Annotated in this window: 27 protein-coding genes; 13 read left to right on the forward strand and 14 right to left on the reverse strand. The window is 66.5% G+C overall.

Annotation, left to right across the window (positions count from 1 at the left end; all coding sequences use genetic code 11):
* Positions 1 to 184: 184 nt before the first annotated feature.
* The 4 genes from ACFVUS_RS06910 to ACFVUS_RS06925 all read right to left on the reverse strand — a co-directional run bounded on the left by ACFVUS_RS06910 (position 185) and on the right by ACFVUS_RS06925 (position 3,955).
* The gene (locus tag ACFVUS_RS06910) at positions 185 to 1,753 is read right to left on the reverse strand and encodes a molybdopterin-dependent oxidoreductase (RefSeq protein WP_387762233.1); all 1,569 of its coding nucleotides are present in this window, start codon (positions 1,751 to 1,753) and stop codon (positions 185 to 187) included.
* Between the two features lie 32 nt (positions 1,754 to 1,785).
* Complete coding sequence (locus tag ACFVUS_RS06915; RefSeq protein WP_387762234.1) at positions 1,786 to 2,535, reverse strand: anti-sigma factor domain-containing protein; 750 nt, start codon at positions 2,533 to 2,535, stop codon at positions 1,786 to 1,788.
* A complete protein-coding gene (sigK, locus tag ACFVUS_RS06920; protein ID WP_387765438.1) occupies positions 2,535 to 3,191 on the reverse strand; it encodes an ECF RNA polymerase sigma factor SigK in 657 nt (218 codons plus the stop codon). The genes ACFVUS_RS06915 and sigK (ACFVUS_RS06920) overlap by 1 nt, the downstream gene beginning before the upstream one ends.
* 125 nt (positions 3,192 to 3,316) lie before the next feature.
* A complete protein-coding gene (locus tag ACFVUS_RS06925) occupies positions 3,317 to 3,955 on the reverse strand; it encodes a fasciclin domain-containing protein (RefSeq protein WP_387762235.1) in 639 nt (212 codons plus the stop codon).
* Between the two features lie 288 nt (positions 3,956 to 4,243).
* Here ACFVUS_RS06925 and ACFVUS_RS06930 point away from each other — a divergent pair, with 288 nt between their 5' ends.
* The 8 genes from ACFVUS_RS06930 to ACFVUS_RS06965 all read left to right on the forward strand — a co-directional run bounded on the left by ACFVUS_RS06930 (position 4,244) and on the right by ACFVUS_RS06965 (position 11,859).
* Positions 4,244 to 5,593 (forward strand): NAD(P)/FAD-dependent oxidoreductase, encoded by a 1,350-nt coding sequence (locus ACFVUS_RS06930; protein WP_387762236.1) that lies wholly within the window; start codon positions 4,244 to 4,246, stop codon positions 5,591 to 5,593.
* A gap of 76 nt (positions 5,594 to 5,669) precedes the next feature.
* Positions 5,670 to 6,452, forward strand: a complete 783-nt coding sequence (locus ACFVUS_RS06935; RefSeq protein ID WP_387762237.1) for a DUF1365 domain-containing protein — start codon at positions 5,670 to 5,672, stop codon at positions 6,450 to 6,452.
* A complete protein-coding gene (locus ACFVUS_RS06940) occupies positions 6,449 to 7,717 on the forward strand; it encodes a class I SAM-dependent methyltransferase (RefSeq protein WP_387762238.1) in 1,269 nt (422 codons plus the stop codon). Before ACFVUS_RS06935 ends, ACFVUS_RS06940 begins: the two co-directional genes overlap by 4 nt.
* A complete protein-coding gene (locus ACFVUS_RS06945) occupies positions 7,714 to 8,502 on the forward strand; it encodes a DUF1295 domain-containing protein (protein WP_387762239.1) in 789 nt (262 codons plus the stop codon). The genes ACFVUS_RS06940 and ACFVUS_RS06945 overlap by 4 nt, the downstream gene beginning before the upstream one ends.
* Positions 8,503 to 8,612: 110 nt before the next feature.
* On the forward strand, positions 8,613 to 9,269 hold the full coding sequence (gene sigK, locus ACFVUS_RS06950) for an ECF RNA polymerase sigma factor SigK (protein WP_387762240.1): 657 nt from the start codon (positions 8,613 to 8,615) through the stop codon (positions 9,267 to 9,269).
* Positions 9,262 to 10,005, forward strand: coding sequence for an anti-sigma factor domain-containing protein (locus ACFVUS_RS06955; protein WP_387762241.1), 744 nt, complete (start codon positions 9,262 to 9,264; stop codon positions 10,003 to 10,005). Before sigK (ACFVUS_RS06950) ends, ACFVUS_RS06955 begins: the two co-directional genes overlap by 8 nt.
* 375 nt (positions 10,006 to 10,380) lie before the next feature.
* Positions 10,381 to 11,067: a hypothetical protein gene (locus ACFVUS_RS06960; RefSeq protein ID WP_387762242.1), complete on the forward strand. Its 687-nt coding sequence runs from the start codon at positions 10,381 to 10,383 to the stop codon at positions 11,065 to 11,067.
* 84 nt (positions 11,068 to 11,151) lie between these two features.
* Positions 11,152 to 11,859, forward strand: a complete 708-nt coding sequence (locus ACFVUS_RS06965; RefSeq protein ID WP_387762243.1) for a hypothetical protein — start codon at positions 11,152 to 11,154, stop codon at positions 11,857 to 11,859.
* A 6-nt stretch (positions 11,860 to 11,865) separates the two neighbouring features.
* On the opposite strand, the gene ACFVUS_RS06970 is transcribed toward ACFVUS_RS06965, so the two are convergent.
* The 4 genes from ACFVUS_RS06970 to ACFVUS_RS06985 form a co-directional block, all read right to left on the reverse strand.
* Positions 11,866 to 12,177, reverse strand: a complete 312-nt coding sequence (locus ACFVUS_RS06970; RefSeq protein ID WP_387762244.1) for a hypothetical protein — start codon at positions 12,175 to 12,177, stop codon at positions 11,866 to 11,868.
* A 20-nt stretch (positions 12,178 to 12,197) separates the two neighbouring features.
* Positions 12,198 to 13,994 carry a thiamine pyrophosphate-requiring protein gene (locus ACFVUS_RS06975; protein ID WP_387762245.1) on the reverse strand — a complete coding sequence of 599 codons (1,797 nt, stop codon included), beginning with the start codon at positions 13,992 to 13,994 and terminating at the stop codon, positions 12,198 to 12,200.
* 83 nt (positions 13,995 to 14,077) lie between these two features.
* Positions 14,078 to 14,692: a TetR/AcrR family transcriptional regulator gene (locus tag ACFVUS_RS06980; protein WP_387762246.1), complete on the reverse strand. Its 615-nt coding sequence runs from the start codon at positions 14,690 to 14,692 to the stop codon at positions 14,078 to 14,080.
* Positions 14,680 to 15,558, reverse strand: a complete 879-nt coding sequence (locus ACFVUS_RS06985; RefSeq protein WP_387762247.1) for a class I SAM-dependent methyltransferase — start codon at positions 15,556 to 15,558, stop codon at positions 14,680 to 14,682. The genes ACFVUS_RS06980 and ACFVUS_RS06985 overlap by 13 nt, the downstream gene beginning before the upstream one ends.
* A 74-nt stretch (positions 15,559 to 15,632) precedes the next feature.
* Between ACFVUS_RS06985 and ACFVUS_RS06990 the strand changes: the two genes are divergently transcribed.
* Both ACFVUS_RS06990 and ACFVUS_RS06995 read left to right on the forward strand, forming a co-directional pair.
* Complete coding sequence (locus tag ACFVUS_RS06990; RefSeq protein ID WP_387762248.1) at positions 15,633 to 16,151, forward strand: winged helix-turn-helix transcriptional regulator; 519 nt, start codon at positions 15,633 to 15,635, stop codon at positions 16,149 to 16,151.
* Positions 16,148 to 16,690 (forward strand): adenylyl-sulfate kinase, encoded by a 543-nt coding sequence (locus ACFVUS_RS06995; protein ID WP_387762249.1) that lies wholly within the window; start codon positions 16,148 to 16,150, stop codon positions 16,688 to 16,690. Before ACFVUS_RS06990 ends, ACFVUS_RS06995 begins: the two co-directional genes overlap by 4 nt.
* Before the next feature lie 499 nt (positions 16,691 to 17,189).
* On the opposite strand, the gene ACFVUS_RS07000 is transcribed toward ACFVUS_RS06995, so the two are convergent.
* Positions 17,190 to 17,372 carry a hypothetical protein gene (locus ACFVUS_RS07000; protein WP_387762250.1) on the reverse strand — a complete coding sequence of 61 codons (183 nt, stop codon included), beginning with the start codon at positions 17,370 to 17,372 and terminating at the stop codon, positions 17,190 to 17,192.
* Positions 17,373 to 17,996: 624 nt separating this feature from the next.
* Between ACFVUS_RS07000 and ACFVUS_RS07005 the strand changes: the two genes are divergently transcribed.
* From ACFVUS_RS07005 to ACFVUS_RS07015, 3 genes are all read left to right on the forward strand, one after another.
* The gene (locus tag ACFVUS_RS07005) at positions 17,997 to 19,334 is read left to right on the forward strand and encodes a helix-turn-helix domain-containing protein (RefSeq protein ID WP_387762251.1); all 1,338 of its coding nucleotides are present in this window, start codon (positions 17,997 to 17,999) and stop codon (positions 19,332 to 19,334) included.
* Complete coding sequence (locus ACFVUS_RS07010) at positions 19,331 to 19,900, forward strand: GNAT family N-acetyltransferase (RefSeq protein WP_387762252.1); 570 nt, start codon at positions 19,331 to 19,333, stop codon at positions 19,898 to 19,900. Before ACFVUS_RS07005 ends, ACFVUS_RS07010 begins: the two co-directional genes overlap by 4 nt.
* Before the next feature lie 127 nt (positions 19,901 to 20,027).
* Positions 20,028 to 20,627 (forward strand): hypothetical protein, encoded by a 600-nt coding sequence (locus tag ACFVUS_RS07015; protein WP_387762253.1) that lies wholly within the window; start codon positions 20,028 to 20,030, stop codon positions 20,625 to 20,627.
* On the opposite strand, the gene ACFVUS_RS07020 is transcribed toward ACFVUS_RS07015, so the two are convergent.
* The 5 genes from ACFVUS_RS07020 to ACFVUS_RS07040 all read right to left on the reverse strand — a co-directional run bounded on the left by ACFVUS_RS07020 (position 20,624) and on the right by ACFVUS_RS07040 (position 23,620).
* Positions 20,624 to 21,145 carry a hypothetical protein gene (locus tag ACFVUS_RS07020; RefSeq protein ID WP_387762254.1) on the reverse strand — a complete coding sequence of 174 codons (522 nt, stop codon included), beginning with the start codon at positions 21,143 to 21,145 and terminating at the stop codon, positions 20,624 to 20,626. The genes ACFVUS_RS07015 and ACFVUS_RS07020 overlap by 4 nt on opposite strands.
* A 23-nt stretch (positions 21,146 to 21,168) precedes the next feature.
* Positions 21,169 to 21,390, reverse strand: a complete 222-nt coding sequence (locus tag ACFVUS_RS07025) for a DUF397 domain-containing protein (RefSeq protein ID WP_387762255.1) — start codon at positions 21,388 to 21,390, stop codon at positions 21,169 to 21,171.
* Positions 21,332 to 21,916 carry a hypothetical protein gene (locus ACFVUS_RS07030; RefSeq protein ID WP_387762256.1) on the reverse strand — a complete coding sequence of 195 codons (585 nt, stop codon included), beginning with the start codon at positions 21,914 to 21,916 and terminating at the stop codon, positions 21,332 to 21,334. Before ACFVUS_RS07030 ends, ACFVUS_RS07025 begins: the two co-directional genes overlap by 59 nt.
* A gap of 82 nt (positions 21,917 to 21,998) precedes the next feature.
* Positions 21,999 to 22,829 (reverse strand): NAD(P)H-binding protein, encoded by an 831-nt coding sequence (locus ACFVUS_RS07035; protein WP_387762257.1) that lies wholly within the window; start codon positions 22,827 to 22,829, stop codon positions 21,999 to 22,001.
* A gap of 29 nt (positions 22,830 to 22,858) precedes the next feature.
* A complete protein-coding gene (locus ACFVUS_RS07040; protein WP_387762258.1) occupies positions 22,859 to 23,620 on the reverse strand; it encodes an SDR family oxidoreductase in 762 nt (253 codons plus the stop codon).
* Positions 23,621 to 23,645 lie beyond the last annotated feature (25 nt).

The raw sequence follows: 23,645 nt of genomic DNA on the forward strand, positions 1-23,645 counted from the left end.
CACTTCCGCAAAGCTCCGAGTAGGGAGTCGTCCAGACCAGGCGGCCGGATTGGTTTTCGTCCGAAATCTCTTGATAAGCCGGTCAATTCCGGCAAAGGGCGCGATTCCTTCACTGGCGCAGCAAGAATCGGCCGACGCTGGAAGCGACCGGCCGAGCGCGATTGCGATACTTAGACGGCGGACCTCATCGCACCGTCACCACCCGGCTGTGCCAGCCGGTGGAACCACTGGGAAACGGCGGCGTGCGCCGATCGGTCTGCTGCTCCCCCGAACGATCGGTGGCGCGCACCCGCAGGGTGTGATTGCCCGGCGTGGCATCCCAGCGCCAGGTCCATTGCCGCCAGGTGTCGAGCGAATACTCGCTCGCGAGCGTGGCGTCCTCCCAGGGCTGATCGTCCACCTGCACCTGGACGCCGTCGATACCGCGCCGCTGTGCCCAGGCCACCCCGGCCACCATCACCGTCCCCGCCGGGACGGTCGCGAAGGCGGCGGGCACATCGATTCGCGAGGCGGTCTTGATCGGGGCACGATCGGCCCAGCCGCGCTCGGTCCAGTAGGCGCGCACCCGATCGAATCGGGTCAATTCCAGATCCACCACCCATTTGGTGGCAGAGACGTAGCCGTAGAGGCCGGGCACCACCAGCCGCGCGGGATAGCCGTGCGCGATCGGCAGCGGTGCGCCGTTCATACCTACCGCGAGCAGGGCATCGCGCCCGTCCAGCACCGCCGCCAGCGGGGTGCCGATGGTGAAACCGTCGATGCTGCGCGAGAGCAGCATATCGGCGTCGGGGTGAATTCCGGCCTCCGCCAGCAGATCCGCGATCGGATAGCCGAGCCAGCGCGCGGTCCCGGCGAGATTGCCGCCGACCTCGTTGGATACGCAGGTGAGCGTGATGACCCGCTCCACCGGCGTACGCATGCGCAGGCGGTCCATATCGAATTCGACGGTGCGATCGGTCATTCCGTGAATCCGCAGCCGCCAGTCACCGCTGGTCAGCGCGGGCAACTGCAACGCGGTGTCGACCCGGTAGAAATCGGCGGCATCGGTGACGAACGGCGTGACGCCCGCGACCTGGGCCTGCACCTCCGGAAACACCGTGGGCGCGGGCTGTTTCGGGCGGGGCAGCAGGAAACGAGCACGATCGGCGACCACATCGTGCAATCGCGCGCCCAGCTGCCGACCGGCCGCCGCCGCGACGAGCGCGAGCGCGCCCACCCCCGCCGCCGTCGCCAGGAACCGGCGGCGCGATACGGCCGCCGGTTCGAGCGAGCGCAGCGCCGGTGTGCCGCCGACGAGCAGGCGCAGTGCGATGATCCCGGCGGCAATGCCGACAACTGTCGGCAGCACGAACCACATATCGGCCGTTGGCCTTTGCAGTGCGGCACCCGCGGTGACGGCGCCCAGCAACAGCAGCAGTACACTTCCTACCGGACGCCGCCGCTCCAGCATGCCCGCCACCGCGGCGCCGACCGCCATCACCGCACCCATCGAAATGAACAGCGCCAGTTTGTCATTGCTGCCGAAGCGCCGAATCGCGGCGTCCTTCAACGCATGTGGCGTGTGATCGACCATGGTCGAACCCAGCACGAAGAACGGCGAGGACGCCGGATCGATGAATACCGCCACCAGATGACCCACACCCAGCACGGTCGCCGCCGCGAGCAGTCCGGCCACCGCGCCCCGGACCAGATGACCGCGCACTACCGGTGAATTCGGCTGGGGCGCTGTGAGAGTGCTGCTGGGGGCGGACATGGCGACTACTTCCGGTAGGCCGGCTTACCGGCTCAGGTGATGAGGTTGAGACTGGCTATCGGCGTGGTGGTCGGCTGTGCGGACCCACCGGCCGGTTCGACGGTGACCGCCAGGGTGTCCACCGATCGGAACGGTGTCACCAGCGGTGCGCCGGTGGACCCGGACAGCACCGCGGCCGAGCGCGGCGTGCCGCCGAGCGGAACCAGCCACACCTGATAGGCGTGCGCGCCGGGCGGGGGCTGTACATCGCGAAACCGCACCGAGGCGGCGGAAAGCGCTGCCGAGACATGTATTTCGAGCTGCCCGCCGGTGCTGACCGGGACGATTCTGATCGTCATATCGGGTTGCTGATCGATCATCGCCGCCGAGAGCACATCGCCGGTCGGATGGGTGCCGGTCCGGAACACCATGAAGCCCACGCCCATTCCGAGCGCCACCACCATGACCACGGCCGCAGCCAGCCAATCCAGCCGGGAGAACGGTCCCATACCCCAGATCCGGCGCCGATCATCGCGATCCAGCGCGGCCACCAGCACCCGGTCCAGGGCGCGCATCAGCCGATCTTCCAAATCGGCGGGGGCCGGACAACTGTCGACAATGCTGAGTTCGGCCATCGTCTCGCGGATCGAGGACACGGTGGCGTCGAATTCGGCGACCGTGAGCCGATCGGCAAGATCCCGCCGCAGTTCGATGTCGCCCCGTTCGGAATCGGTGACGGCGTCCATCGCGTACGGGTAGGCGAGCTCGAGCAGATCCATGTCCGGCCGCTCGATGGTGCTCATCAGAGGTCACCTCCTGTCAGGCAGGCCGCTAGGCGCTTGAGACCATCGCGGATACGGGTTTTCACGGTGGGCACCGGGGTGCCCAGCTCCTCGGCGACCTCGGCATAGGTGCGGCCGCCGTAATACGCCAGCGCGATGGTCTCGCGCTGGATCGGGGTCAGCGTCTCCAGGCAGCCCTGTACCGCTCGCTCCTCGAAACGCTGTTCCACCGCCTCCAGCACGACATCGTGATCGCGGCCCAATTGCAGTTGGCCGTAGGCGATATCGCGTCCGGCGGCCGAATGCTCGACCCGGATGCGATCGACCGAGCGCCGATGCGCGAGCATCATCAGCCAGCCCATCGGACTGGACATGCGCTCGTCGTACCGGGCGGCCAGGGACCACGCCTGGAGATAGACCTCCTGGGTGACCTCCTCGGCGGTCGCGCGATTGCGCGACATGCGCAGCGCGAGGCCGAAAACCCGGTGGCTGGTGAGCCGATACAGCTCGGTGAACGCGTCCCGGTCACCACTGCCCACCGCCGCGACCAATTCGGTCAGGCGGCGGGTCAGCTCCTCATCGCGTTCGGGTGTGCCCACCGGACACGACGGCCCGGCGGGGATATCACCGCCCAGGTCGCGGAGCAGCGGCACGACCTGCGAATTCTCGTCCTCCATCACGCTGGCACCTGCGGTATTCCTCCAGTTCTCGCTGGGCTGAACGGGATTCGCGGCGTCGACATCTGTCTCTCGCCTCCTGATGGCGGGGTGGACGTACGTGATCATGAGCTGTCGGCCAGGGCTCAGGCGGGCGGCATCAGGACGGTGTCGATCAGGTAGACCGTGGCGTTCGCGGTCCGCACACCACCGCAGATCACCGACGCGTCACCGACTTTGAGGGTGTCGCCGCTACCGGTGACCGTCACGTCCGCGCCTTCGACCGTCTTATGCGCACCGGCGATCTTGTCGGGCGCGATCTGTCCGGGCACCACGTGATAGGTGAGGATCTTGGTGAGCGTGGCCGAATCGGTCTTGAGCCCGTCGACGGTGGCGGCCGGAATCTTCGCGAATGCCGTGTCCACCGGAGCGAATACGGTGAACTGACCACCGTCGAGGGTGTCGACGAGATTCACCTGCGGGTTGAGCTGACCCGATACCGCGGCGGTGAGGGTCTTGAGCAGGGGATTGTTCGAGGCCGCGACGGCGACCGGGTCCTGGGCCATACCGCTGACCGAACCGGCGCCGGTCGGGACCTGCTCGGCGTACGCCTTGCAGCCCGGGCCGACCAGGTTGGCGGCCGCTGCGGCGGAGGTGGAAGCGCTCATCGAGGTGGTCGTCGAGGTGCTCGACGAGTCCGACTTGTCGCTGGAACAACCGGTGATGCCGGCGGTGGCGGCGGCCAGAACCGCGGTCAGCGCGAGCGTGCGATGCATGAGTTTCATGTCGATTTCCTTCGGACATAGGGAGGGAGGGTTTCGCGGACTCCCCCGAGTCCGCCACTGGTCACCGGCCGATTGGTCGGGGTGCGAATTGGTCGGCCGGTGACCGGTGCGGGGCGGCTCGCGCCCCGTCGCTCATCCGTATCCGATGAACGCGGAAAGGGTTTCGCCCAGCACCCTCCTCCGGTTTGGTCTGATTCCAAAATCTTTCGCGAGGGGGGTCACGGCGAATCCTGCAAAAAAGTCCCGACCGCGTCCAAACCGCGCCGCGAGGCATGTCGAAATCGGGGTATGAGTTCAGCCCACGACACTTCGGGATCGGCGCCGCACCGCCGTCGTTCCGGCCGGAATATCGCCGTGATCGGCAGCGGAGTCGCCGGGCTCACCGCCGCGTACGTGCTCGCCAAACATGATCGGGTGACGCTGTACGAACGCGATTCACGACTCGGCGGGCACGCGCACACCCATGAGATCGAGTTCGAGCCCGGTAAACGGGTATGGGTCGACTCGGCGTTCCTGGTCCACAATGACCGCACCTATCCGACGCTGTCGCGCCTGTTCGCCGAACTCGGCGTGCAAACACACGACACCGATATGTCCATGTCGGTGCGTGCGGACGCGCGTGGTTTGGAGTACGCGGGCGCGCGCGGATTATCCGGGCTATTCCCAGCCCCTCGAATGCTGGCAAAACCCCGCTATCTGCGGTTACTGACCGAAGTGCCGCGATTCCACCGCGCGGCGCGCGAGCTGTTACACCACGGTGATAGCGAACTCACGCTCGCGGAATTCTTGGCACGGCATCGATTCGGCGGGTACTTCACCGAATACTTCATGACACCGCTGGTGGCCGCGGTGTGGTCCTGCGATCCGGAAGTGGCGCTGCACTATCCGGCGCGATACCTGTTCCGATTCCTCGATCACCACGGCATGCTCACGGTGTTCGGCTCCCCCACCTGGCGCACCGTGGTGGGCGGATCGGCGCGCTATGTGGAGAAGGTCGCCGCCACCATCGACGAAATTCGCACGGGCACAGCCGTAACCGGCCTGCACGAGGATTCCGACGGGGTGCTGGTCACCGATCGTGGCGGGGTGCGCCGATTCGACGCGGCGGTCGTGGCCACCCATCCGCGCCAGGCGCTGAGCCTGCTCACCGAGCCCTCCGAACTCGCCGAGGCGGTGCTGGGTGCCATGCCGTACTCGATGAATCGCGCACAACTGCACACCGACGAAGCACTGCTGCCGACGCTGCCGCGCGCCCGCGCCTCCTGGAACTACCTGGTCCGGGAGCCGGGCAGCGCCGAGGACGTCATCGTCACCTACGACCTGACCCGGCTGATGGGGCTCGACCATATCCGCGATCGGCGGTTCCTGGTCACCCTCAATGGCGCGGGCCTGGTCGATCCCGATCGGGTGCTCGCCGAAATGACCTATGAGCACCCGATATACACGCCCGAATCGGTCGCGGCGCAGGCCCGGTTACCCGAAATCAACAGTGACCGAATGGCATTCGCCGGGGCATACCACGGCTGGGGCTTCCACGAGGACGGCGCGCTGTCCGGCCTGCGCGCGGCCGAGCGACTGGGCGGCTGGTGGCCGATCATGCTGCCGGGACGCACGGCGGATTCGGTGGGTGCGCGGTGAAGTCTCCGCGTGCGAGGCGAATTCGCCGGGTTCGCGATGAACCCGGCAGGCGCGCCGAGATACCGGCGGGTGCGTCGTGAATGAGGTCCGCGAGCCCGCGCTCTACCTGACCCGGATCCGGCACGCACGCGTCGAACCGGTGCGGCACGGGTTCGAATATCGCGGGTACAGCTGGTTTTTCGATATCGAGCGGCCGCCGGTGCTGCCGATGGCGCTGCGCCCGTTCAGCTATTTCCGCGCCGCGGATCACCTGGCTCCGCCCCGGTCGAATATCGTTGCGGCGCAGGGCTCCCCGGACCCGGGGCACGATGACCTGCGCGCGCGGGTCGATGCGTTCCTGAGCGAACACGACATCGACTGCGCGGGCGGGCGCGTCACCGCGCTGATGAACGCGCGGGCACTGGGTTATGTCTTCGATCCGCTCACCGTCTTCTGGTGCCACGCGCCCGACGGTGCGCTGCGCTGCGTCATCGCCGAGGTGCACAACACCTATGGCGAGCGGCACGCCTATCTACTGCGTCCCGATGAGCTCGGCCGCGCTGACACCGACAAGCGGTTCTACGTCTCACCTTTCAACGAGGTCGACGGCCGCTATCAGCTGCGCCTGCCCGAACCCGAGGACGCGCTCGCGCTGCGCATCGCACTGCTGCGCGAAGGACGGCCGCCGTTCACCGCATCGGTGTCGGGACACCGCGTTCCGGTGACCGCGCGCACGGTGCTGCGCGCGCATCTGCGCGCTCCCCTGTCGCCCCTGCTCATCTCGGCCCGCATCCGCAAGCACGGCGTCGCGCTGTGGGCCCGTGGACTTCCGATCGCACCGCGGCCGCTCGCCGAATCATCCCGAAGGACTGCACTGTGACCTCCTGCCTGCACACCACCACCGAAGACCATCGGAACCCCTTGCCGCCCAGCGGCACTCGCGCCCGCATTGCCGCCGGAGTGGTCGCGGTGCTCTTCCGGCGCGCGGTCGCGGGACTGCCGCTGCGGGTGGAATTCCCCGACGGCACGGTACTCGGCGCGGGCTCGGCGGATCCGCTGCCGCGCATGATCATTCGCGATCCGTCGGCGTTCTTCGCACGCCTGGGCCGGCACGGGCTGATCGGTTTCGGCGAGTCCTATACCGCCGGAGACTGGACCGCGCCGGATCCGGCGGCCGTGCTCACCGTGCTCGCCACCGATATGACCCGGCTGATTCCGCCCGCGCTGCAACGCTTCCGGGCACTCCTGCCCACACCGCCCGCGGGCGAGATCGGCACCGCCGATAACGCGCGCGACAATATCGAGCACCATTACGACCTGTCGAACGAGCTGTTCCACGCCTTTCTCGACGAGACGATGACCTATTCGTCGGCGCTGTTCGATCCGGCCGAAATCGCTGCCGGGCCGGTGCGCTGGGACCGATTGGCGCGGGCGCAGCGGCACAAGATCGATGTGCTGCTGGACGCGGCCGGGGTGCGCGCGGGCAGCCGGGTGCTCGAAATCGGTACCGGCTGGGGCGAATTGTGCGTACGCGCGGCGGCACGCGGAGCGACGGTGCATTCGGTAACCCTGTCCGCGCGGCAGCAGGAATTGGCGCGACTGCGGGTGGCGGCGGCGGGTTACGCGGATTCGGTGAGCATCGACCTGCGGGACTATCGCGATATCGAGGGCAGCTACGACGCCATCGTCTCGGTGGAGATGATCGAGGCCGTCGGATACCGGCACTGGGAAACCTATTTCCGGAGCCTGGATAGCCACCTCGCACCGGGCGGGCGAATCGCGTTGCAGGCCATCACCATGCCGCATCGGCGCATGCTCGCCACCCGCAATACCTACACCTGGATTCAGAAGTACATCTTCCCCGGCGGTTTCCTGCCCTCCTGCGAGGCGATCGCCGATACCGCCGCCCGGCACACCCGGCTGCGGGTGCGCTCGGAATTCGGCTTCGGCGCGCATTACGCGGAAACCCTGCGGCTGTGGCGCGAGCGCTTCGACGGTCGCGCCGCCGATATCGAATCGCTCGGATTCGACGGCCGTTTCCGGCGCATCTGGCAGTTCTATCTCGCCTACTCCGAGGCCGGATTCCGGTCCGGCTATCTCGATGTCCGGCATATCGTGCTCGATCGTCCGGAGGAACAGTCATGAGCGTCTGGGATCGTGGACTACCGCTGATCGCGCTACTCGCGCTGATCGGGCTGGCGGTGCTGCAATTGGCCACCTTCGCGATCGCGCGCCGCATAGGCAGGTACAACGTCGTCGATGTGGTGTGGGGATTGGGCTTCGTCCTGGTCGCGGTGATCGCGGCGATTGTCGGCGAGGGTCCCGCGAATCGGCGTGTGCTGCTGCTCATCCTGGTCACCGTGTGGGGAATCCGGTTGAGCTGGCACATGTTCCAGCGCACCTCGGGCGGTGAGGATCCGCGCTACACCGAAATGCTGGCGCGGTACGGCAGCGGGCCCGGAGTGGCATTGCGCCGCGTCTTCCTCATGCAGGGTGCCTCGCAGTGGGTGATCTCGCTGCCCATCGCGGTATCGGCGGCGGCCGGTCCCACCCGCGGCGCGGGCTGGATCCTGGTCGTCGCCGGCGTGCTGGTGTGGCTGACCGGATTCGCCTTCGAATCCATCGGCGATATGCAGCTGAAGCGTTTTCGCGCGAACCCGGACAATCGGGGCACGATCATGGATCGCGGCCTGTGGGCCTGGACCCGGCATCCGAACTATTTCGGTGACAGCTGCGTCTGGTGGGGTATCTGGCTGATCGTGGCCAGTGCCTGGCCGGGCGTGCTCACCGTGTTCGCACCGGCGCTGATGACCTACGTGCTGATTCGCGGCACCGGTGCCCGGCTGCTGGAGCGAACCATGGCCGACCGGCCCGGATACCGGGAATACCAGCGGCGCACCGCCTACTTCTTCCCGAGGCCGCCGCGATGAACTCAGCCGATATGGTTTCCATGCGTCACGATGTGGAACTACTCTTCCGGAGAGCGTCCGGACCGTACGAACCATCGTCGAGTTGCCGAACCCCACGGAGAATCCACCACATGGCGGACGAACACCGCTTGTATATCGTTCATACCGATAGCGCCGGGCCCGCCCAGGATCCGTCGTGCCCCACGCCTCGGCCCGCACCGGATCCCGAGGCGACGAACCGTCTCGTCACATTGCTCGCCGCGATCGCCGCCGGGGACCGCGAAGCCTTCACCCGCTTCTATCACTCCACGCACGACCGGGTGTTCGGGCTGGCATTGCGCGTACTGCGCCGGGAGAACGTGGCCGAGGAGATCACCCAGGAGGTGTATCTGTACGTCTGGAACGCCGCCGCACAGTACGACCAGCGGCTCGCCAGCCCGATCGGCTGGCTGATGATGCTCACCCATCGGCGCGCGGTGGACCGGGTACGCGTCGAATCGCGCTCGTACACGCGCGATATCGCGTACGGGCATCGCGAATTGGGTCGCGACCACGACATCGTGGCCGAGACGGTCGGCCAGCGCTCGGAAGAGCGCGCGGTCGTGGACTGCCTGCGCACGCTGACCGACACCCAGCGCGAGACCCTCGCCCTGGCCTATTACGGCGGGCGCACCTACGCGGAGGTCGCGACACATCTGGGCATTCCGCTCTCCACCGTCAAGACACGCATACGCGACGGTCTCAAACGCTTGCAGAACTGTTTGACAGGATCAACGCACGATGTCTGAGCACCCACACACCGAATTGCTCGACCTGGCGTACCCCTACGCCCTCGACGCCCTGTCCGATGCCGACAGGAGCGCCGTCGAGCAGCTGCTGAGCACCGCCGACGCGACGGTCGCGGCCGCCTTCCGGGCCACCGTGCGCGATATCCACGAAACCATGGCCAGCATGACCGAGGTGGACGCGCGCCCCGCGCCACCGGCGGTGGAAGCCGCGCTGAACCGCGCCCTCGACGCGCAGCAGGCCGAATCCGCTTCCGGGACAGGCGGACCTGGATCGCCACCCACCCGGAGATCATGGCGGGTCGGGTGGCTGGCGGCCGCCGCGGCGCTCATCGCCGTCATCGCCCTCGGGGTGACGGTGGCGGTGTACCGCTCCGATTCCCCCGATTCCGGCGCGGTCACCGCCGAGAAGGTGCAGACCCACTCCGACACCCGCACGGCCACCGTGGATGTCGGAGGGGGCGGGACCATTACGGTCAGCGCCTCACGGGAGTTGAATACCGCGGCGGTATCGTTCGCCGCGGTGCCGCCGCCCGCGAGCGGGCGCACGTATCAGCTATGGCTGATCCCCGCTGGGGCGCAGCCGCATTCACTCGCGGTGCTGGCCACCCTGCCCACCGCGCGCGATCCGATGCTCATGCCGCTGACCGATGCCGACAAACTCGCGCTCTCCGTCGAACCCGCGGGCGGTTCCCCGCAACCCACCACCGATCCGCTGGTGGCGGTGCAGTTGCGCTAGTGCCGCGCGCCGGACCGCGCCGTATGTGGTCGAAGTCATAAGGCTGGTGATCACGCGGCGCGGACCGATGTTTCGGCGTGCCCGCAGCGGTGACTCATGCCCGCACCGCGGTCGCGGTTGCCAGTCTGTAACCCTTGGTTGGCTCAATGTTCGCCACAGCAGTCACTGTACTTCCATTCGGTACCAATGTCTGGAAAACCACGCGCTGGCAATGATATTCGTCTGCGGTAATGCGAAATATAGCTGTTTGCTACCGTTGCCGGTCCGGTTGCCGGAGTCGTAATCTACGCGCTGCCGATGCGCGCCATCCGCCCTAGGGTCAGCCTTCTCCACACGACGAGAGGCCCGCGGGTTCTCGATGGAAAGGCGCTCACCATGTCGGCAGCACGAACCACCATCCTCGCCCTGGCCTGCTCGATGGCCGCGATCAGCGCCGCGACGGCCGCGCAGGCGGTACCGGCGACCACCGATCCGCTCCGGCTCGAACCGGTCGCGGCTCCGGTCGCGCTCGCCGGAACCGGCAGCGCGGCAGCGGGAATCGGCCTGGCCGGACTGCTCACCACCGGTAGTGCGGCGCTGGGCACCGGCAGTGTCGCGGCCGCGCCGTGGGCGGCGGGCGCGGGCACCGGGAGCGCGGCACTGGGCGCGGGCAGCGCGGCGGCGGCGCCCGTCGGCGATCTATTGGGCGCGGCGGCACTGGCTTTGGGCACCGGCAGCGCGGCCGCCGGAGCTTCCGGAAGCGCGGCGTCCGGCGGGCTGGGCACACCGCTGGCCATACTGGGCACCGGCAGCGCGGCACTCGGCACCGGCAGCGCCGGGCTCGCGGCGGCGGGGACCGCGATCGCGCCGTTCGCGGCGCTGGCGGGCACCGGCAGCGCGGGACTGGGCGCCGGCAGCGCGGCGGCGGCGCCGGTCGTCGCGGGCGCGGGCACCGGACTGGCGGCTCTCATCGCCACCGGCAGCACGGCGCTCGGCGCGGGTAGCGCGGCATCGCCGGTAGCGGCCGAAACAGCGCCCGCCGCTACGCAATACGAGCCGCTGGCCCTGGGTCCGGCGAGCTGACCGCCACCCACCCGGGCGGCGGTCCGGTGCCGTAACGTGCCGGTACAGCTGTCACGCGGAACACGGATGGGCGGATACCGGCGCATGTCGAACCACTTGATCGAGGATCTCGTCGAATCGTCCATCTGTGTTCTGCACGAGGCCGCGGGCGAACGCCGCCTGCGCGACCATTTCGCCGCGCTGTATCGATTCCAGGAGGGTCAGGACTGCTCCTTCACCCGATTCCGGGTGCAGGACATCCTGCTCGAACACGGCTTCAGCTTTCGCTTCGAACTGCCCGCGCATCCCGAATACGACGGTCGCCGAGCGTTTTTCGACGGGGTGCGCGAGTTCACCGCCCTGGCCGAGCCCGCCGAGGAGGATCGCGACGACGATGCCTGGCTCGACCAGGGTTATATCGATCCGCCGTACCTGTACTGCGAAACCGGAACCGCCCTGTGGCGCACGATGATCGAACGCGGCGCTATCTCGGGCTCGGACGCCGCCCCACCGCGCCGACTGCGCCTGGTCGAGGTGGTCCGCGAAATCGTCGACGCCGCAGCGATTTCCGGCGATATCGAATTGATCGCACTATGGCACGCCCAGGGCTGCACCGCCCTGCTCGACGACGAGGTCTGGATGGAGCCCGCCCCCGAGATCCCCGCCCTCGCGGCAATTCGCGATGTCGCCCTCCGTACCGGAGCGGTCTCCCACCCGCTCCCCGAGGGCTACCGCCCACCTCAGTGGTTCATCGAAGACGATGACATCGAATCCTGGTGGGCCGGTGCGGACGAGTCCGCCGCGATCGACTGATCCGCCTCAATGTCCCTGTCGCGCTTCGGGATCGACGGTCGGCCGATTCCGCAACCGCCGCCATTCGGCATAGATGACCGTGCCGCCCGCGATCGCCAGTACGACGCAGATAATGCCCGCCACCAGCGCCCACCCCGCGAACCCATATCCGGCCGCGACCAACGCCGAGCCCAATGCCACCACGGCCAGGCCGAGCAAGATGAGGCCGAGGACGTTGTAACCGTCCTCGATCCCCTCCCCGGCGTGTTTGCGCGGAGTACCCCATCGCCGCGGCTCGGACGGGGTGGATTGCGGGTGCGTCATTTTTCGTTCGGCCATTGCGCTCATCCTCTCGTGGTCTATTTATCGCGCGCGGGAAAGAGTTCCTGCGCTTTGGTTTTCGCGCCCTGCGCGATGAGATGCCAGCCGCCCGGATCGCCGCGCAGCACGGCTTCGGCGGTGGCCTTGAGCTGCTCCCAGGTGGCGTGCGGCGGGATCGGCGGCACCTCGGGATCGGTCCGGATGTCCAGCAGCACCGGCCGATCGGCCGCCAGCGCGGCATCCCAGGCCGGGCCGACCTCCTCGGCGCTGTCGACCGTGATGGCGGTGAATCCGGCCGCGCGCGCCACCTCGGCGTAGGAGATATCCGGAAGGGTTTGCGAATCTTCGAATTTCGGCGCTCCGCCCATGGCGCGCAGTTCCCAGGTGACCTGATTCAGGTCGTTGTTGTGGAAGACGCACACGATCAGGCGCGGGTCGGTCCACCGGTCCCGGTAGCGGGTCGCGGTGAGCAGTTCGGCCAGACCGTTCATCTGCATGGCCCCGTCACCGACCAGTGCGATCGCCGGACGGTCCGGGTGCGCGAATTTCGCGCCGATCGCGTACGGGACGCCCGGCCCCATACTCGCCAGCGTGCCCGAGAGTGAGCCGCGCATCCGCCCGTGCAGGCGCAGGCAGCGCGCGTACCAATTCGTCGATGAGCCCGAATCCGCTGTGACCATGCAGTTTTCGGGCATGCGCGCGGACAGCTCCCACACCACCCGCATGGGGTTGACCGGTTTCGCGTCCAGCATCGATTGCCGTTCGACGGTCTGCCACCAGCGCACCACATTCTGCTCGATCTCGAGCCGCCAGGCCCGATCCGGCTTCACGTGCACCATCGGAATCATTTCCGCCAGTGTGGCTTTGGCGTCACCGACCAGATTGACCTCGGTCGGATAGCGCAGGCCGATGAGGGCGCCGTCGATATCGATCTGCACCGCTCGGGCCTGCCCGAAATCCGGCATGAACTGTGAATACGGGAAGTTCGAGCCGATGATGAGCAGGGTGTCGCAATCGCGCATCAGTTCATAGCTGGGACGAGTGCCGAGCAGGCCGATCGAACCGGTGACGTAGGGCAGCTCATCGGAGAGAACATCCTTGCCCAGTAGGGCTTTCGCCACGCCGGCACCGGTGAGCTCGGCAATGCGCTGCACCTCCTCGACCGCGCCGCGGGCGCCCTGCCCGATCAGAATCGCGACCCGGTCACCCACGTTGAGCAGTTCGGCGGCGCGCTCGATATCCTGCCGGCGCGCGGTCACCGTCGATGCGGCGAACGCCTCCGGCGGGCTCGACGGCACCTGTCTGAACTCATGCCCCGGCGCCGCATAGGCCAACTCCTGGACATCGGCGGGGACGATCACGGCCGTCGGCGCGCGGCGCGCCGATGCGATTCGGAACGCCCGGTCCAGCGCGTTGGGTAGCTGTTCGGGCACATTCACCTCGACCAGGAATTCCGACGCGACATCCTTGAACAGATTCCGCAGGTCGACTTCCTGCTGATAGCTGCCGCCCACGGCGCTGCGCGCGGTCTGGCCGATTATCGCCACCACCGGGACGTGATCGAGTTTGGCGTCGTAGAGCCCATTCAGCAGGTGGATCGCGCCCGGGCCGGAGGTGGCGACGCACACACCCACCCGCGCACTGAATTTCGCGTAACCGACGGCTTCGAAGGCGGCCATCTCCTCGTGCCGGGCCTGGATGAAGGCGGGTTCGCCCTCCGCGCGGCCGAAGGCGGCGACCAGGCCGTTGATGCCGTCCCCCGGGTAGCCGAAGACCTGTCGCACACCCCATTCCCGAAGTCGCCCCACGATGTAATCACCGACCTGCTGCGCCATAGCCTCTCCTGCCCCGAGTTCCGGTATCCGACAGCGGCCGGGTACCCGGCTCGGTCGAGTCGAACCAGGGCGGGGCGGTTGCACTACTTCGCGGGGGCATCTCCCCCGGTCAGCGCACCGACTACGAGGTTGGCCGCGCGGCGGTAGCTCTCGATATCGAGATCGGGTTCCCAGGCTTGCTGGAGGATGAGGCCCTGGATGATGGCCAGGATGAGGCGGGTGATGCCGTCGGCGTCGGCAGCACCGGTGATGATGCCTTCGGACTGGGCGGCGCGGATCGCGTCGAGCGCGAGGGCGCGCTGGCCGATGCCCTCGTCGACCGAGGGGCGAAAGCGTTCATTGACAAGCGATTCCGCCCAGACCTGCACGCCTACGCGGCGGCGCTGCTGTTCTTGCGGGTCGGCGAGCCATTCGAAGTAGGTGTCCAGAAACGCGCGCAGGCCGGTGCTCGGATCAGCCGATCCGAGAGCGGATTCCAGTAGATTCCGCTCGCGTTCATGGCGTTCCCGGGCGACGGCCTCGACGATCTCCTCTTTGCCGGCGTACCAGCAGTAGACCGCGCCCGGGCTCAATTTCGCGGTGCGGCAGATATCGGCCATGGTGGTGGCGTGCAGGCCGCGGGTGGCGAAGCATTCGACGGCCGCGTCGAGGATGCGCCGGCGGCGTTCCTCGGCCGTGCGTTCGGTCAGCCGGGGCATACGACTCGGGCCGCCGCCACCCGGTACAGCTCGGAGGCGCGGTCGGCGCGTCCGGTCGGGGCGAAGTATCGGCGGCCCGCCGCTGCCGTCGATTCCTCCCACAGCAATTCGAAACCGCGATCGTCCAGGTAGCCGCGCAGGTCGGCGGGGTTCAGGCCGAAGGTCCAGGGTTCGCCGACTTTGGCGACGCTGCGCACCCAGCGATCGGCTTCCGGGAATTTCACGGTGCCGTCGAGCACGCCCGAATGTACGAAGGTGAATACCAGCGTGCTGCCCGGGGCGCTGAGGCGGCGCACGATCTCGAGGGTGTGGTCGACGGCCTCGGCGGTCAGGTAGTTGGTGACGCCCTCCCAGAGGAACAGGGCGGGTTTCGCGGTGTCCAATTCCGCTGCGCGCAAGGCGCTTTCGAGGTCGTCGTGCTCGAAATCAACCGGTACGAAGCGCACCGAATCGACGGGTGCGTGAACCCTTCGCAGGGCTTCCACCTTCATCGCCTGGGTTTCATCCCTATCGATCTCGATAACCCGCGCCCGGCGCAAAGTGTCCAAACGCCATGCGCGACTGTCGAATCCGGCACCGAGGATCACCATCTGATCGATGCCGTCCCCCACCGCCGCCTCGATGGCGTCGTCGATCAAGCGGGTGCGCACCACCGCGGATGGGCGCGGACCCGGCCAAATCAGGTCGTACAGGCGCGGCGCGACGCGGCCCAGCAGCGGTGCCCGAACCAGCGCCGCCGCACCACGCAGCGGGCCGGAGAGAAAGGCCGTCGCCAATGGGTCACTGAAGAGCCGGGATCGTTCGGGGCGCGCCGTTTCCATGGCTCGTTGCAATGCCATGGTCTGCGCGGTGAAGCTGGGCCGCATAAACAGAAGATAGATTCTGTTTACGAGCGGGTCAAGGGTATCCACGATCCACGTGAACCACCTAAACTGATCTCATGCCGCAACCAGTTGCCAATCACAAGCTCCCGGTGCCCGCCGGAAAATCCGGCTGCCCGATCAATATGACGGTCGAACTGCTCGGCGACCGCTGGAGCCTGATCATCTTGCGCGACATCATGTTCGGCAATATCACGCACTTCCGCGAACTGCTCTCCCGCTCCATGGAAGGCATAGCCTCCAATATCCTCGCCGCCCGCCTCGCCAAACTCGTGGACGCGGGCCTGCTCACCCGAGACGACGACCCCAGCCACCGCCAAAAAGTCGAATACCACCTGACAGAGCCCGCCATCCAACTCGTCCCCGTCATGGCCCAACTCGGCGCCTGGGGCGCCCGCTGGCTCGACACCGCCCCCGAACTAACCATCCGAGCCACCCTCCTCGCAGACGGCGGCCCCCCACTCTGGGACGAATTCATGACCGAACTCCGCACCATCCACCTCGACCGCACCCCCGCCCCGACCACCGGCGTCCTGGCCCAACTATCCGCCGCCTACGAAGCCGCCCTCCCCCAATGAGCGATTCCGTAACCGGCCCGACCGCCGCACTGTTCATCGGCGGCCGCTCCGGTGTCGGGAAAAGCACTGTGGCACTGGAGGTACACGCCCAACTGAGCGCGTCCGAAGTCCGCCACTGCGTGATAGACGGCGATGCCCTCGATATGGCCTACCCGCCCCCGTGGGAGCACGGCCTCGCCGAACAGAACCTCGCCGCGATGTGGTCGAACTACACGGCCCTGGGCTACACCCGCATGATCTACACCAATACCGTCAGCGTCCTGGATCGGATAATCCCAACCCTCACCGATGCCATGGGCACCGCCCCCGACCTGACGGCAATCCTGTTGTGCTGCACCGACGAAACGGCAGCGGCCCGCCTGTCCCGCCGCGAGATCGGCACCGAACTCCAGATCCACCTGGATCGAAGCCGCACCATGGCTCGGGTCCTCGCCGACTACGCCCCCGCCCGGGTGCACCGAATCTGGACCGACAACCGCCGAATCCCCGATATAGCCGCCGAGATCATCGACCTCACAGGCTGGCAGCACCAACCCTGAACCGCCTACCCTCCCAACGACTTACGAACCAACGCCACCCGACGCCGCCGCCGCTTCCGCACCACCCCCGGCACCGGCGCGGACGGCCGCCGCCGCCCATACCGCAACAACACCATCAACAAATCCTCCGCCGCCCGAAACCGCGAAAGATCCACCCAAAGCCGCCACACCACCTCCGGATCCCCCCGCTCCAACACCGTCGCCCGCACCGGCATCACATACCCCGCGATCCCCGCATCGGTCAGCGCGAAAAGCACCCGATAAACCTGCCCCTCCTCCAAATCCGCCAGAATCCCCCACTGCCGAGCTCGCAACCCATTGGCCAACCCCCGAGCCGGAACCCAATGCTCAACCCCCCGCTCATCCGACCACGGATCGGGAATCTCACGCGAAGACGTCACCACACCCACCTGCTCGCAGAATCGCCATCACCCGGTCAGCCTTTCCTCACCACTTCGCAGATCTCCACGATAGTCGGGTGATACGGCGACGACGCGGGTCAACCCGATCGCAACCGCACCATGATTCGACGGACCGAATCGGGACTGAGCGAGACGCCGGGACCACGGGCCGGGGATGCCGTTGCCGCCGCAACGCTCTCGATCGCCGATTCCCCGGCGGTAACGCTCAGGGCAGCGAGTACCGCGTAGTCGGTCATACTCAACGGCGTTACGCGGGCCATCCCCGCCTCCCACCGAAATAGTGCGCGAAAGTCTCACGGGGACTTGCCGTCTCGACGTCGCACAGATGCGTCAGTCGGTCGAGAGTTTGGGGGTCCACGTGGCATGCGGAGGGCATGATGACGGCGTCCACGTCGAATTCGCGCACCTGATCGATCAGTCCGAGTACGCACTCGGCAGGCGTCCATATCAGTCGGTAGCCGAGGCGCCAGGCCAGTCGGCGGCATTGGGCCGAATCCCACTCCGCCGCAACCGATACGTCATCGTTCACGAATCCGAGCGCGGTAGGTTCCCGCCTCATGGCCTGGACCTGCCCGCCAGACCCTCGGCAGCGAGACGGTCCCGGATATCGACAAATCTCACCTTCCCGTTCATCCGATGCTTGGCAAGGTGTCCCGGCTGACTGGAAACGAAGGCCGCGCAGGCCACAGCTGCGATGATGATTGCGAGAGCGAGGATGTAGTCCACGTCGAGTCCTCACGATAGCCGGGATGGAAAGCAGCCGGTGAAAGCCAACACCGGCGCCTACGTTCGAGCGTGCGGGATTCGATGCGAGTAGTTCGAGTACATAAACGAGTAAGAACGAGTAATTTCCGGCTCACATCGACTGTGGACGTGGGAGCGCTATGGTGGAGGTCGAGTGGACCGCGCGCGAAATTCGCGCGCTACGAACGGTTTTGAAACTCAGCGTGCCGGAATTCGCACGCCATGTCGGCGTGTCCGCGCGGACGCTCATACTGTGGGAATCCGGCGCGACCGATCAGCCGCGAGCGGCCAGTCGACGACTACTCGACTCCGTTCTCCTCGGCATAGAGCCCGGTCAGCTGGAGCGATTCCGCGCGGCGCTGACCATATCGCCGCTACCCGGGATCAGTCGCCGGGACGATGCTCCGCGCACCGAGTCGGTCGCCACCGATCGACTGTTTGATGAATATGGTCTGTACACATGGGAAGTCGATGAAGACGTGAGGCGACGCGATTTCGGGCGAGCGGTGACAACCGGTACGGCCATGCTGCTCATGGGTGAACCGACCCGCATCGGGGCTGGCGATGTACGACGCCTGCTCGGCGAAGTCGATGCTCTCGAAAGGGAGGACCAGCGCCAAGGTGGCGCAGCGCTGGTCGGCTTTGGCATCAAACAACTGTCGCGCCACAAGCAAAAACTCGAGACTGGCACTTACAGCACCGTGACGGGAAGCGCCTACGCCAGTGCAACAGGGGAACTCGCGGTCTTGACCGGGTGGCTCGCATACGACGCGGACCAGCATCACCTGGCGCGCCGGTGTTATGCCGACGCGATGGCGCTGGGCTCGGAGTCCGGTGACAGCGACCTGATCGCGCACACCTGTCTCTACGCGGCGAATCAATCGATAGCTCTCAGTGCACACGGGAAGGGCAGCCCGACCCGCGCTCTCCTGCACATCGACCGAGCCCGACAGTTGATGCGAGGAAAGCCACCCGGCCGAATCCACGTTCTGATCGCGATTCGCGAAGCACAGGCACGCGGCATTCTCGGCGACCGCGCAGGTTTCGGGCGGGCGATCTCCACGGCGTGGCGTGAACTCGGCGATGCCGACGAGTTCGAACCGCTCCCGGATTGCCCCTCGTGGCTCAGGTCAGTCAATCAAGCGGAAGTGCGCGGGCACGAGGCTCGCGGCTGGACCCGAGTCGGCGAACCCGCAAAAGCCGTAGACCTTTTCGAATTGGCCGTACGAGAGGACGAGCGAATTCGCAACGCGCTCAACAATCGCGCATGTCTGGCGAGTGCCAGAGCCGAACTCGGTGATCTCTCCGGGGCATTGCGCGATGCCGATCCGATCCTCAACGACCTCGAACACACTGTGACCTCCATCCGAACGTTGAAAGCCCTTACGCCACTACGCAAAGCAGTCACCGGGATACCCGAGGGCGCGGCATTCAGTCGGCGCTTCGACACCCTTACAGCGAAGGCGCATACCCAATGAGCCCGGAGACCCTGAACTTTCAACGCTGTTCCGCACTCGAAGCACGCCGTATCCGCGGGACGGTCGAACAGACCTATCGCGGTTCGTACGTCGAGGCCATCGCTGCGGACGAGCCATTCTCCGCGCCCGATGAGTTCATGCACCGATTCATCGCCTACACGGCTCCCAGCAGCGGTTTCGAGATGGTCGTCGCACGCGTCGGCGATCAACCGGTGGGCCAGGCATGGGGATGGCCGTTGGGTACCGAGACCCGGTGGTGGGCCAATCTCGAACTCGACGAGGGAAACTACGACGGTTTCACCGTGGAGGACGGCACCCGGACATTCGCGCTCAGCGAGATCATGGTTCGCACCGAATTCACGGGGCGGGGCATCGCACACGCGCTTCACGACGAGCTGCTCTCCACCCGGCCCGAGCAGCGCGCCACTCTGCTCGTCGAGCCGGACAACATCCGTGCATACACCGCCTATCGCAAATGGGGATGGGAACGGGTCGGTGTCCTGCGCCCGAGCTGGCCGAACGCCCCTCAGTTCGATGCACTGATCCGGACGCTGCGCATCCCCTGACCTACCCCTGCGTGTTGTCACACCGTGGTTCTAGGGTGGTCGGCAAGCCCGCACCCGCGCGGGCATTCTCGTGATGAATGAGGGGTTGGTCGTGTCGGACAGCTTTCTGGTTGCTGCTCGAATTCCTATGAGCCGAGGGGATTTCGAGCGCTGGCTCGACACGCCCGCACCGGACCCGAGCGCAATCGCCAATCCCGCCGAGATGTTCACCGGCTGGTACTGGGACGGCAAAGCCGCGGACTGGCATCAAGCCGAAATCGGTGACACACCAAGGGAATACTTCGCCGACTGCTTCGCCCAGGAAGGCGACGGGCTCACCTACATCCTCACCTACCGCGACGGCGCACTCGAGGCATATCTCATGCACTTCGGGTTCTGCGAATCGAACGTCTACACCGCCCTGCTGATGCTCACCGCCGCCGGAAAACTCACCTCCGACTCCGCAGGTAGCACCGTGCTCTTCTGGGCCGAAACCAGCTGCGCCCTACGCGAATCCGACTGGAACGGCTGGCTCGCAACTCTCGAAGTCAGCCCATCGGGCGCCCGCTTCGTCTCGAACACCGATCTCTCCCACACCATCTCGTCCCTCAAACCAGCCGAGGACAAGTTCTTCGACCTGGTGACCAGGCTGGCCGGCGCATACGACTCCACGGCGAAGGTCGGCGAATCAGGTCACGTCGACATCATTCGCGACCCCCGCTACGCCGACCCGGCAATATTCGCCTAACGCAAGCCCCACCATCTGCGTGACACAGGCAATGGTGGGGCGGACTCGGGGAACAGGGTCATCGGCACCTGCGGGAGATCGAGTTCCGTACGTGCGGCACCGATGAAATTCTCGAACGCCTGCCTTGCCGGACGACGCGCCTCATTCCATTCCTCAACCGTGAACAATCGCCCCGTCGCCTCATGGAAGAGCCCAAGGATCTCGCGATCGACCAGTGTCGCTCCGCTCACGACATCACACGATCCATGTAGCCAGACCGCAGACAGCGCACTATCCCACGGAATGAAATTTCCGGTGCGCGCATCCTGCACCACGGAAGGCAGAGAACCGGAACCGACATCGGTCAGGGCGATGATCCGAATCGCTTCGTACATCGCCTCGAACTGCGCTGCGAACCGCTGATAACTCGCGGTCTTCTGATCGCGCCGCCACCGAGCGGACTCAGACCGAGAGTCCCAGAGTCTTCCGACCACGATGCCGAAAACTCCTGCGGCAGCGGCCAATAGCGCAGCGGTCACCATGTCCCCTACTAGTTCGCCTGCTAGCCATCACTACAGTCGAACATGTTGCTTTGCACCGCGTCGATGAACGCATCCCATGCCAGAACTCTCACAATCAGCGCGGGCCCGTATTGGTTCGTGGAGTCACGCACGCCGACCCGGGCGGACCCCAGCCATGCGACCTCAATTCGGCGAACCGTCGACTTACGATAGCGGCGTCCATGTTTCGAGCACGGAGAAGTCGGGTGAGGGCTCGGTCGCACGCTGCGCGGCCAGGGCAACAGCGTGTTGCCTCGCGACCCGCCTAGCCCACCAACCGAAGAATCGGGTGTCGGCGCGCATCGCGCGGATACACACGTCGAGCTCGGGTTTGATGTCGTATGTGAAGGGCAGCGTGATCGCCATTTGGGCATCGGCGGAGACGAGCGGCTGCTTCCACGCCCACTTTCGATAGACCTTCCCGAAGGTTCGGGATCGCTCCCATAATGCCTCGTAAGCGGCTGCGGTATCGGAGGATTCGAGCCTGAGCCAGCCGAGGTGGAAGCCGATACCGCTCATGATCTCGCCGTGTAGATTGTCGAGTTTCGTCCGGGTGTCAGCGCTCGAATCGAGCCGTCGCGCCACCCGATACGGCACCTCTTGGTATTGGCGGATCGTGCGCAATGCCTCGGCGTACGCCTTAGCGCGACGCTCCCGGCGAGCAGCTGCCTGATTCACGACATAGCCGACCAGCGCAACAGACGCGGCGATGCTCGCAGTGAGAATTCCTACGATCGCGGTGACGTTCATACTGTCCTAGCCAACTCCGTCGAGGTCACCTACACCAGCACCATCCGGAAGCTTGGCGCGGCGAGCCACGCTGAGGCCGCTTTCAGCGGAACTCCCGTTCGTGGTCGGCGGCCCAGTCCGCAAAGGTGTGCGGTGGTCGGCCGGTGAGATCGCGCACCGCAGGAAGGACTGGGGAATCGTCGAATTCGCCGTTGGCGAAGAAACGGAAGAAGGCGTCGACGTAGTCGGCGGGGGTGGTTCGGGTCATCTCGGCCCGGGCTTCGGTGTCGGATTGCGCCACCAGGCGCAGTGGGCGAGAGAGGATTTCGGCCAGGGTGGCCAGACGGTCGGCGGGCAGCAGGGCGGCGGGGCCGCTGAGGGCGTGGGCGAGGCCGTAGTGCTCCTTCCGGTTCAGTACCGCCGCGGCGACATTCGCGATATCGCGGGGATCGATGGCGGCGATCGGCACACTGGCGAAGGGCGCTCGGACCACATCACCCGCCCTGAGCTGTGTACGCCACTCGAGGGTGTTGGACATGAAACCGCTGGGCCGCAACAGGGTCCAGTCGATCCCCGATGCTCGAACCGACGCCTCACAGTCCAGGTGCATTCGGACGACGGCATTGTCGGGGTGACCACCGATCACCGAACGCGAGGACAGCAGCACCACGTGCGCGACTCCCGCCGCCCGCGCCTGCGCCAGCACCCCGGGCATATCGCGGAAGCCACCGAGCAGGAACACTCCCTCGACATCGTCGAACACGTCACCGAGGCTCTCCGGCCGATTCAAATCCCCGGGAACGAACTGAACATCTTGCAGCGGTGCGACTTTCGCGACATCCCGCACCAACGCCCGCACCGGCCGCCCCTGCGCGGTCAATTCCCGAACCAGCGCGCCGCCGACATTGCCCGAGGCACCCGTCACCAAAATCATTGCTTTCCTTTCGATCCGGCTCGGCCCGATCACGCCTGTTGCGTCGGCAGCACGACAACCTGGCGCAGGTTGACATGCGCGGGCCTGCTGACCGTGTACGCGATCAGATCGGCGACATCATCCGCGCTCAATGCCGCTATGGCGGTAAACATTTCGCCAAGCTGATCGGTGAGCTCGGGATTGTCGATATGACTGCCCAACTCGGTATCGGTGAGACCCGGCTCGATATTGGTGACGCGAACTCGCCGCGGCCCCAACTCGGTACGCAACATCGCGGACAATTGGGTGATCGCCGCCTTCGTCGCGCCGTAGACCGCGTAATCGGGGAAGGCGACGTGCGCCGCGATCGAGGAGACGTTCACCAGATCCGCCGCATCCCCGGCATCCGCCGCGGCGACGAGATCCGGCGCGAAGGCCCGAATCACCCGCAGCACACCGCTGATATTGGTGTCGACCATGCGCGCCCACTCATCATCGCGCCCGGCCAGAATCGGATTGGGCAGCATGAGCCCGGCGACATTCACGACCAGACTCGCCGGACCGAATACCTCATGCACCCGATCCGCCGCGGCCGCTACCGCGTTCGCGGCGGTGACGTCCGTGGTGACCACGGTCGCGACGCCACCATCCGCGGCGATCTTCGCCGCCAACTCGGCCAACCGATCGGCCCGCCGCGCCAGCAGTGCGACCCGCACGCCCGATCGCGCCAATACGCGAGCGGTGGCTTCGCCCATCCCGCTCGCCGCTCCGGTGACGACGGCGATCCGCCCGGTGAGATTGTCGTAGCTCATGACCGGCAGTGTTCATCCCCGCGCT

The sequence above is a fragment of the Nocardia sp. NPDC058058 genome, assembly GCF_042885355.1.
In the GTDB taxonomy this organism is placed as follows: Bacteria; Actinomycetota; Actinomycetes; order Mycobacteriales; family Mycobacteriaceae; genus Nocardia.

Excerpts from the sequence above, each read along its gene's own strand:
- ACFVUS_RS06910 (WP_387762233.1), bottom strand. The coding sequence starts at position 1,753 with ATGTCCGCCCCCAGCAGCACTCTCACAGCGCCCCAGCCGAATTCACCG.
- ACFVUS_RS06915 (WP_387762234.1), bottom strand. The coding sequence starts at position 2,535 with ATGAGCACCATCGAGCGGCCGGACATGGATCTGCTCGAGCTCGCCTAC.
- sigK (WP_387765438.1), bottom strand. The coding sequence starts at position 3,191 with ATGGAGGACGAGAATTCGCAGGTCGTGCCGCTGCTCCGCGACCTGGGC.
- ACFVUS_RS06925 (WP_387762235.1), bottom strand. The coding sequence starts at position 3,955 with ATGAAACTCATGCATCGCACGCTCGCGCTGACCGCGGTTCTGGCCGCC.
- ACFVUS_RS06930 (WP_387762236.1), top strand. The coding sequence starts at position 4,244 with ATGAGTTCAGCCCACGACACTTCGGGATCGGCGCCGCACCGCCGTCGT.
- ACFVUS_RS06945 (WP_387762239.1), top strand. The coding sequence starts at position 7,714 with ATGAGCGTCTGGGATCGTGGACTACCGCTGATCGCGCTACTCGCGCTG.
- sigK (WP_387762240.1), top strand. The coding sequence starts at position 8,613 with ATGGCGGACGAACACCGCTTGTATATCGTTCATACCGATAGCGCCGGG.
- ACFVUS_RS06955 (WP_387762241.1), top strand. The coding sequence starts at position 9,262 with ATGTCTGAGCACCCACACACCGAATTGCTCGACCTGGCGTACCCCTAC.
- ACFVUS_RS06960 (WP_387762242.1), top strand. The coding sequence starts at position 10,381 with ATGTCGGCAGCACGAACCACCATCCTCGCCCTGGCCTGCTCGATGGCC.
- ACFVUS_RS06965 (WP_387762243.1), top strand. The coding sequence starts at position 11,152 with ATGTCGAACCACTTGATCGAGGATCTCGTCGAATCGTCCATCTGTGTT.
- ACFVUS_RS06970 (WP_387762244.1), bottom strand. The coding sequence starts at position 12,177 with ATGGCCGAACGAAAAATGACGCACCCGCAATCCACCCCGTCCGAGCCG.
- ACFVUS_RS06975 (WP_387762245.1), bottom strand. The coding sequence starts at position 13,994 with ATGGCGCAGCAGGTCGGTGATTACATCGTGGGGCGACTTCGGGAATGG.
- ACFVUS_RS06980 (WP_387762246.1), bottom strand. The coding sequence starts at position 14,692 with ATGCCCCGGCTGACCGAACGCACGGCCGAGGAACGCCGCCGGCGCATC.
- ACFVUS_RS06985 (WP_387762247.1), bottom strand. The coding sequence starts at position 15,558 with ATGCGGCCCAGCTTCACCGCGCAGACCATGGCATTGCAACGAGCCATG.
- ACFVUS_RS06990 (WP_387762248.1), top strand. The coding sequence starts at position 15,633 with ATGCCGCAACCAGTTGCCAATCACAAGCTCCCGGTGCCCGCCGGAAAA.
- ACFVUS_RS06995 (WP_387762249.1), top strand. The coding sequence starts at position 16,148 with ATGAGCGATTCCGTAACCGGCCCGACCGCCGCACTGTTCATCGGCGGC.
- ACFVUS_RS07000 (WP_387762250.1), bottom strand. The coding sequence starts at position 17,372 with ATGGCCCGCGTAACGCCGTTGAGTATGACCGACTACGCGGTACTCGCT.
- ACFVUS_RS07005 (WP_387762251.1), top strand. The coding sequence starts at position 17,997 with ATGGTGGAGGTCGAGTGGACCGCGCGCGAAATTCGCGCGCTACGAACG.
- ACFVUS_RS07010 (WP_387762252.1), top strand. The coding sequence starts at position 19,331 with ATGAGCCCGGAGACCCTGAACTTTCAACGCTGTTCCGCACTCGAAGCA.
- ACFVUS_RS07015 (WP_387762253.1), top strand. The coding sequence starts at position 20,028 with ATGAGCCGAGGGGATTTCGAGCGCTGGCTCGACACGCCCGCACCGGAC.
- ACFVUS_RS07030 (WP_387762256.1), bottom strand. The coding sequence starts at position 21,916 with ATGAACGTCACCGCGATCGTAGGAATTCTCACTGCGAGCATCGCCGCG.
- ACFVUS_RS07035 (WP_387762257.1), bottom strand. The coding sequence starts at position 22,829 with ATGATTTTGGTGACGGGTGCCTCGGGCAATGTCGGCGGCGCGCTGGTT.
- ACFVUS_RS07040 (WP_387762258.1), bottom strand. The coding sequence starts at position 23,620 with ATGAGCTACGACAATCTCACCGGGCGGATCGCCGTCGTCACCGGAGCG.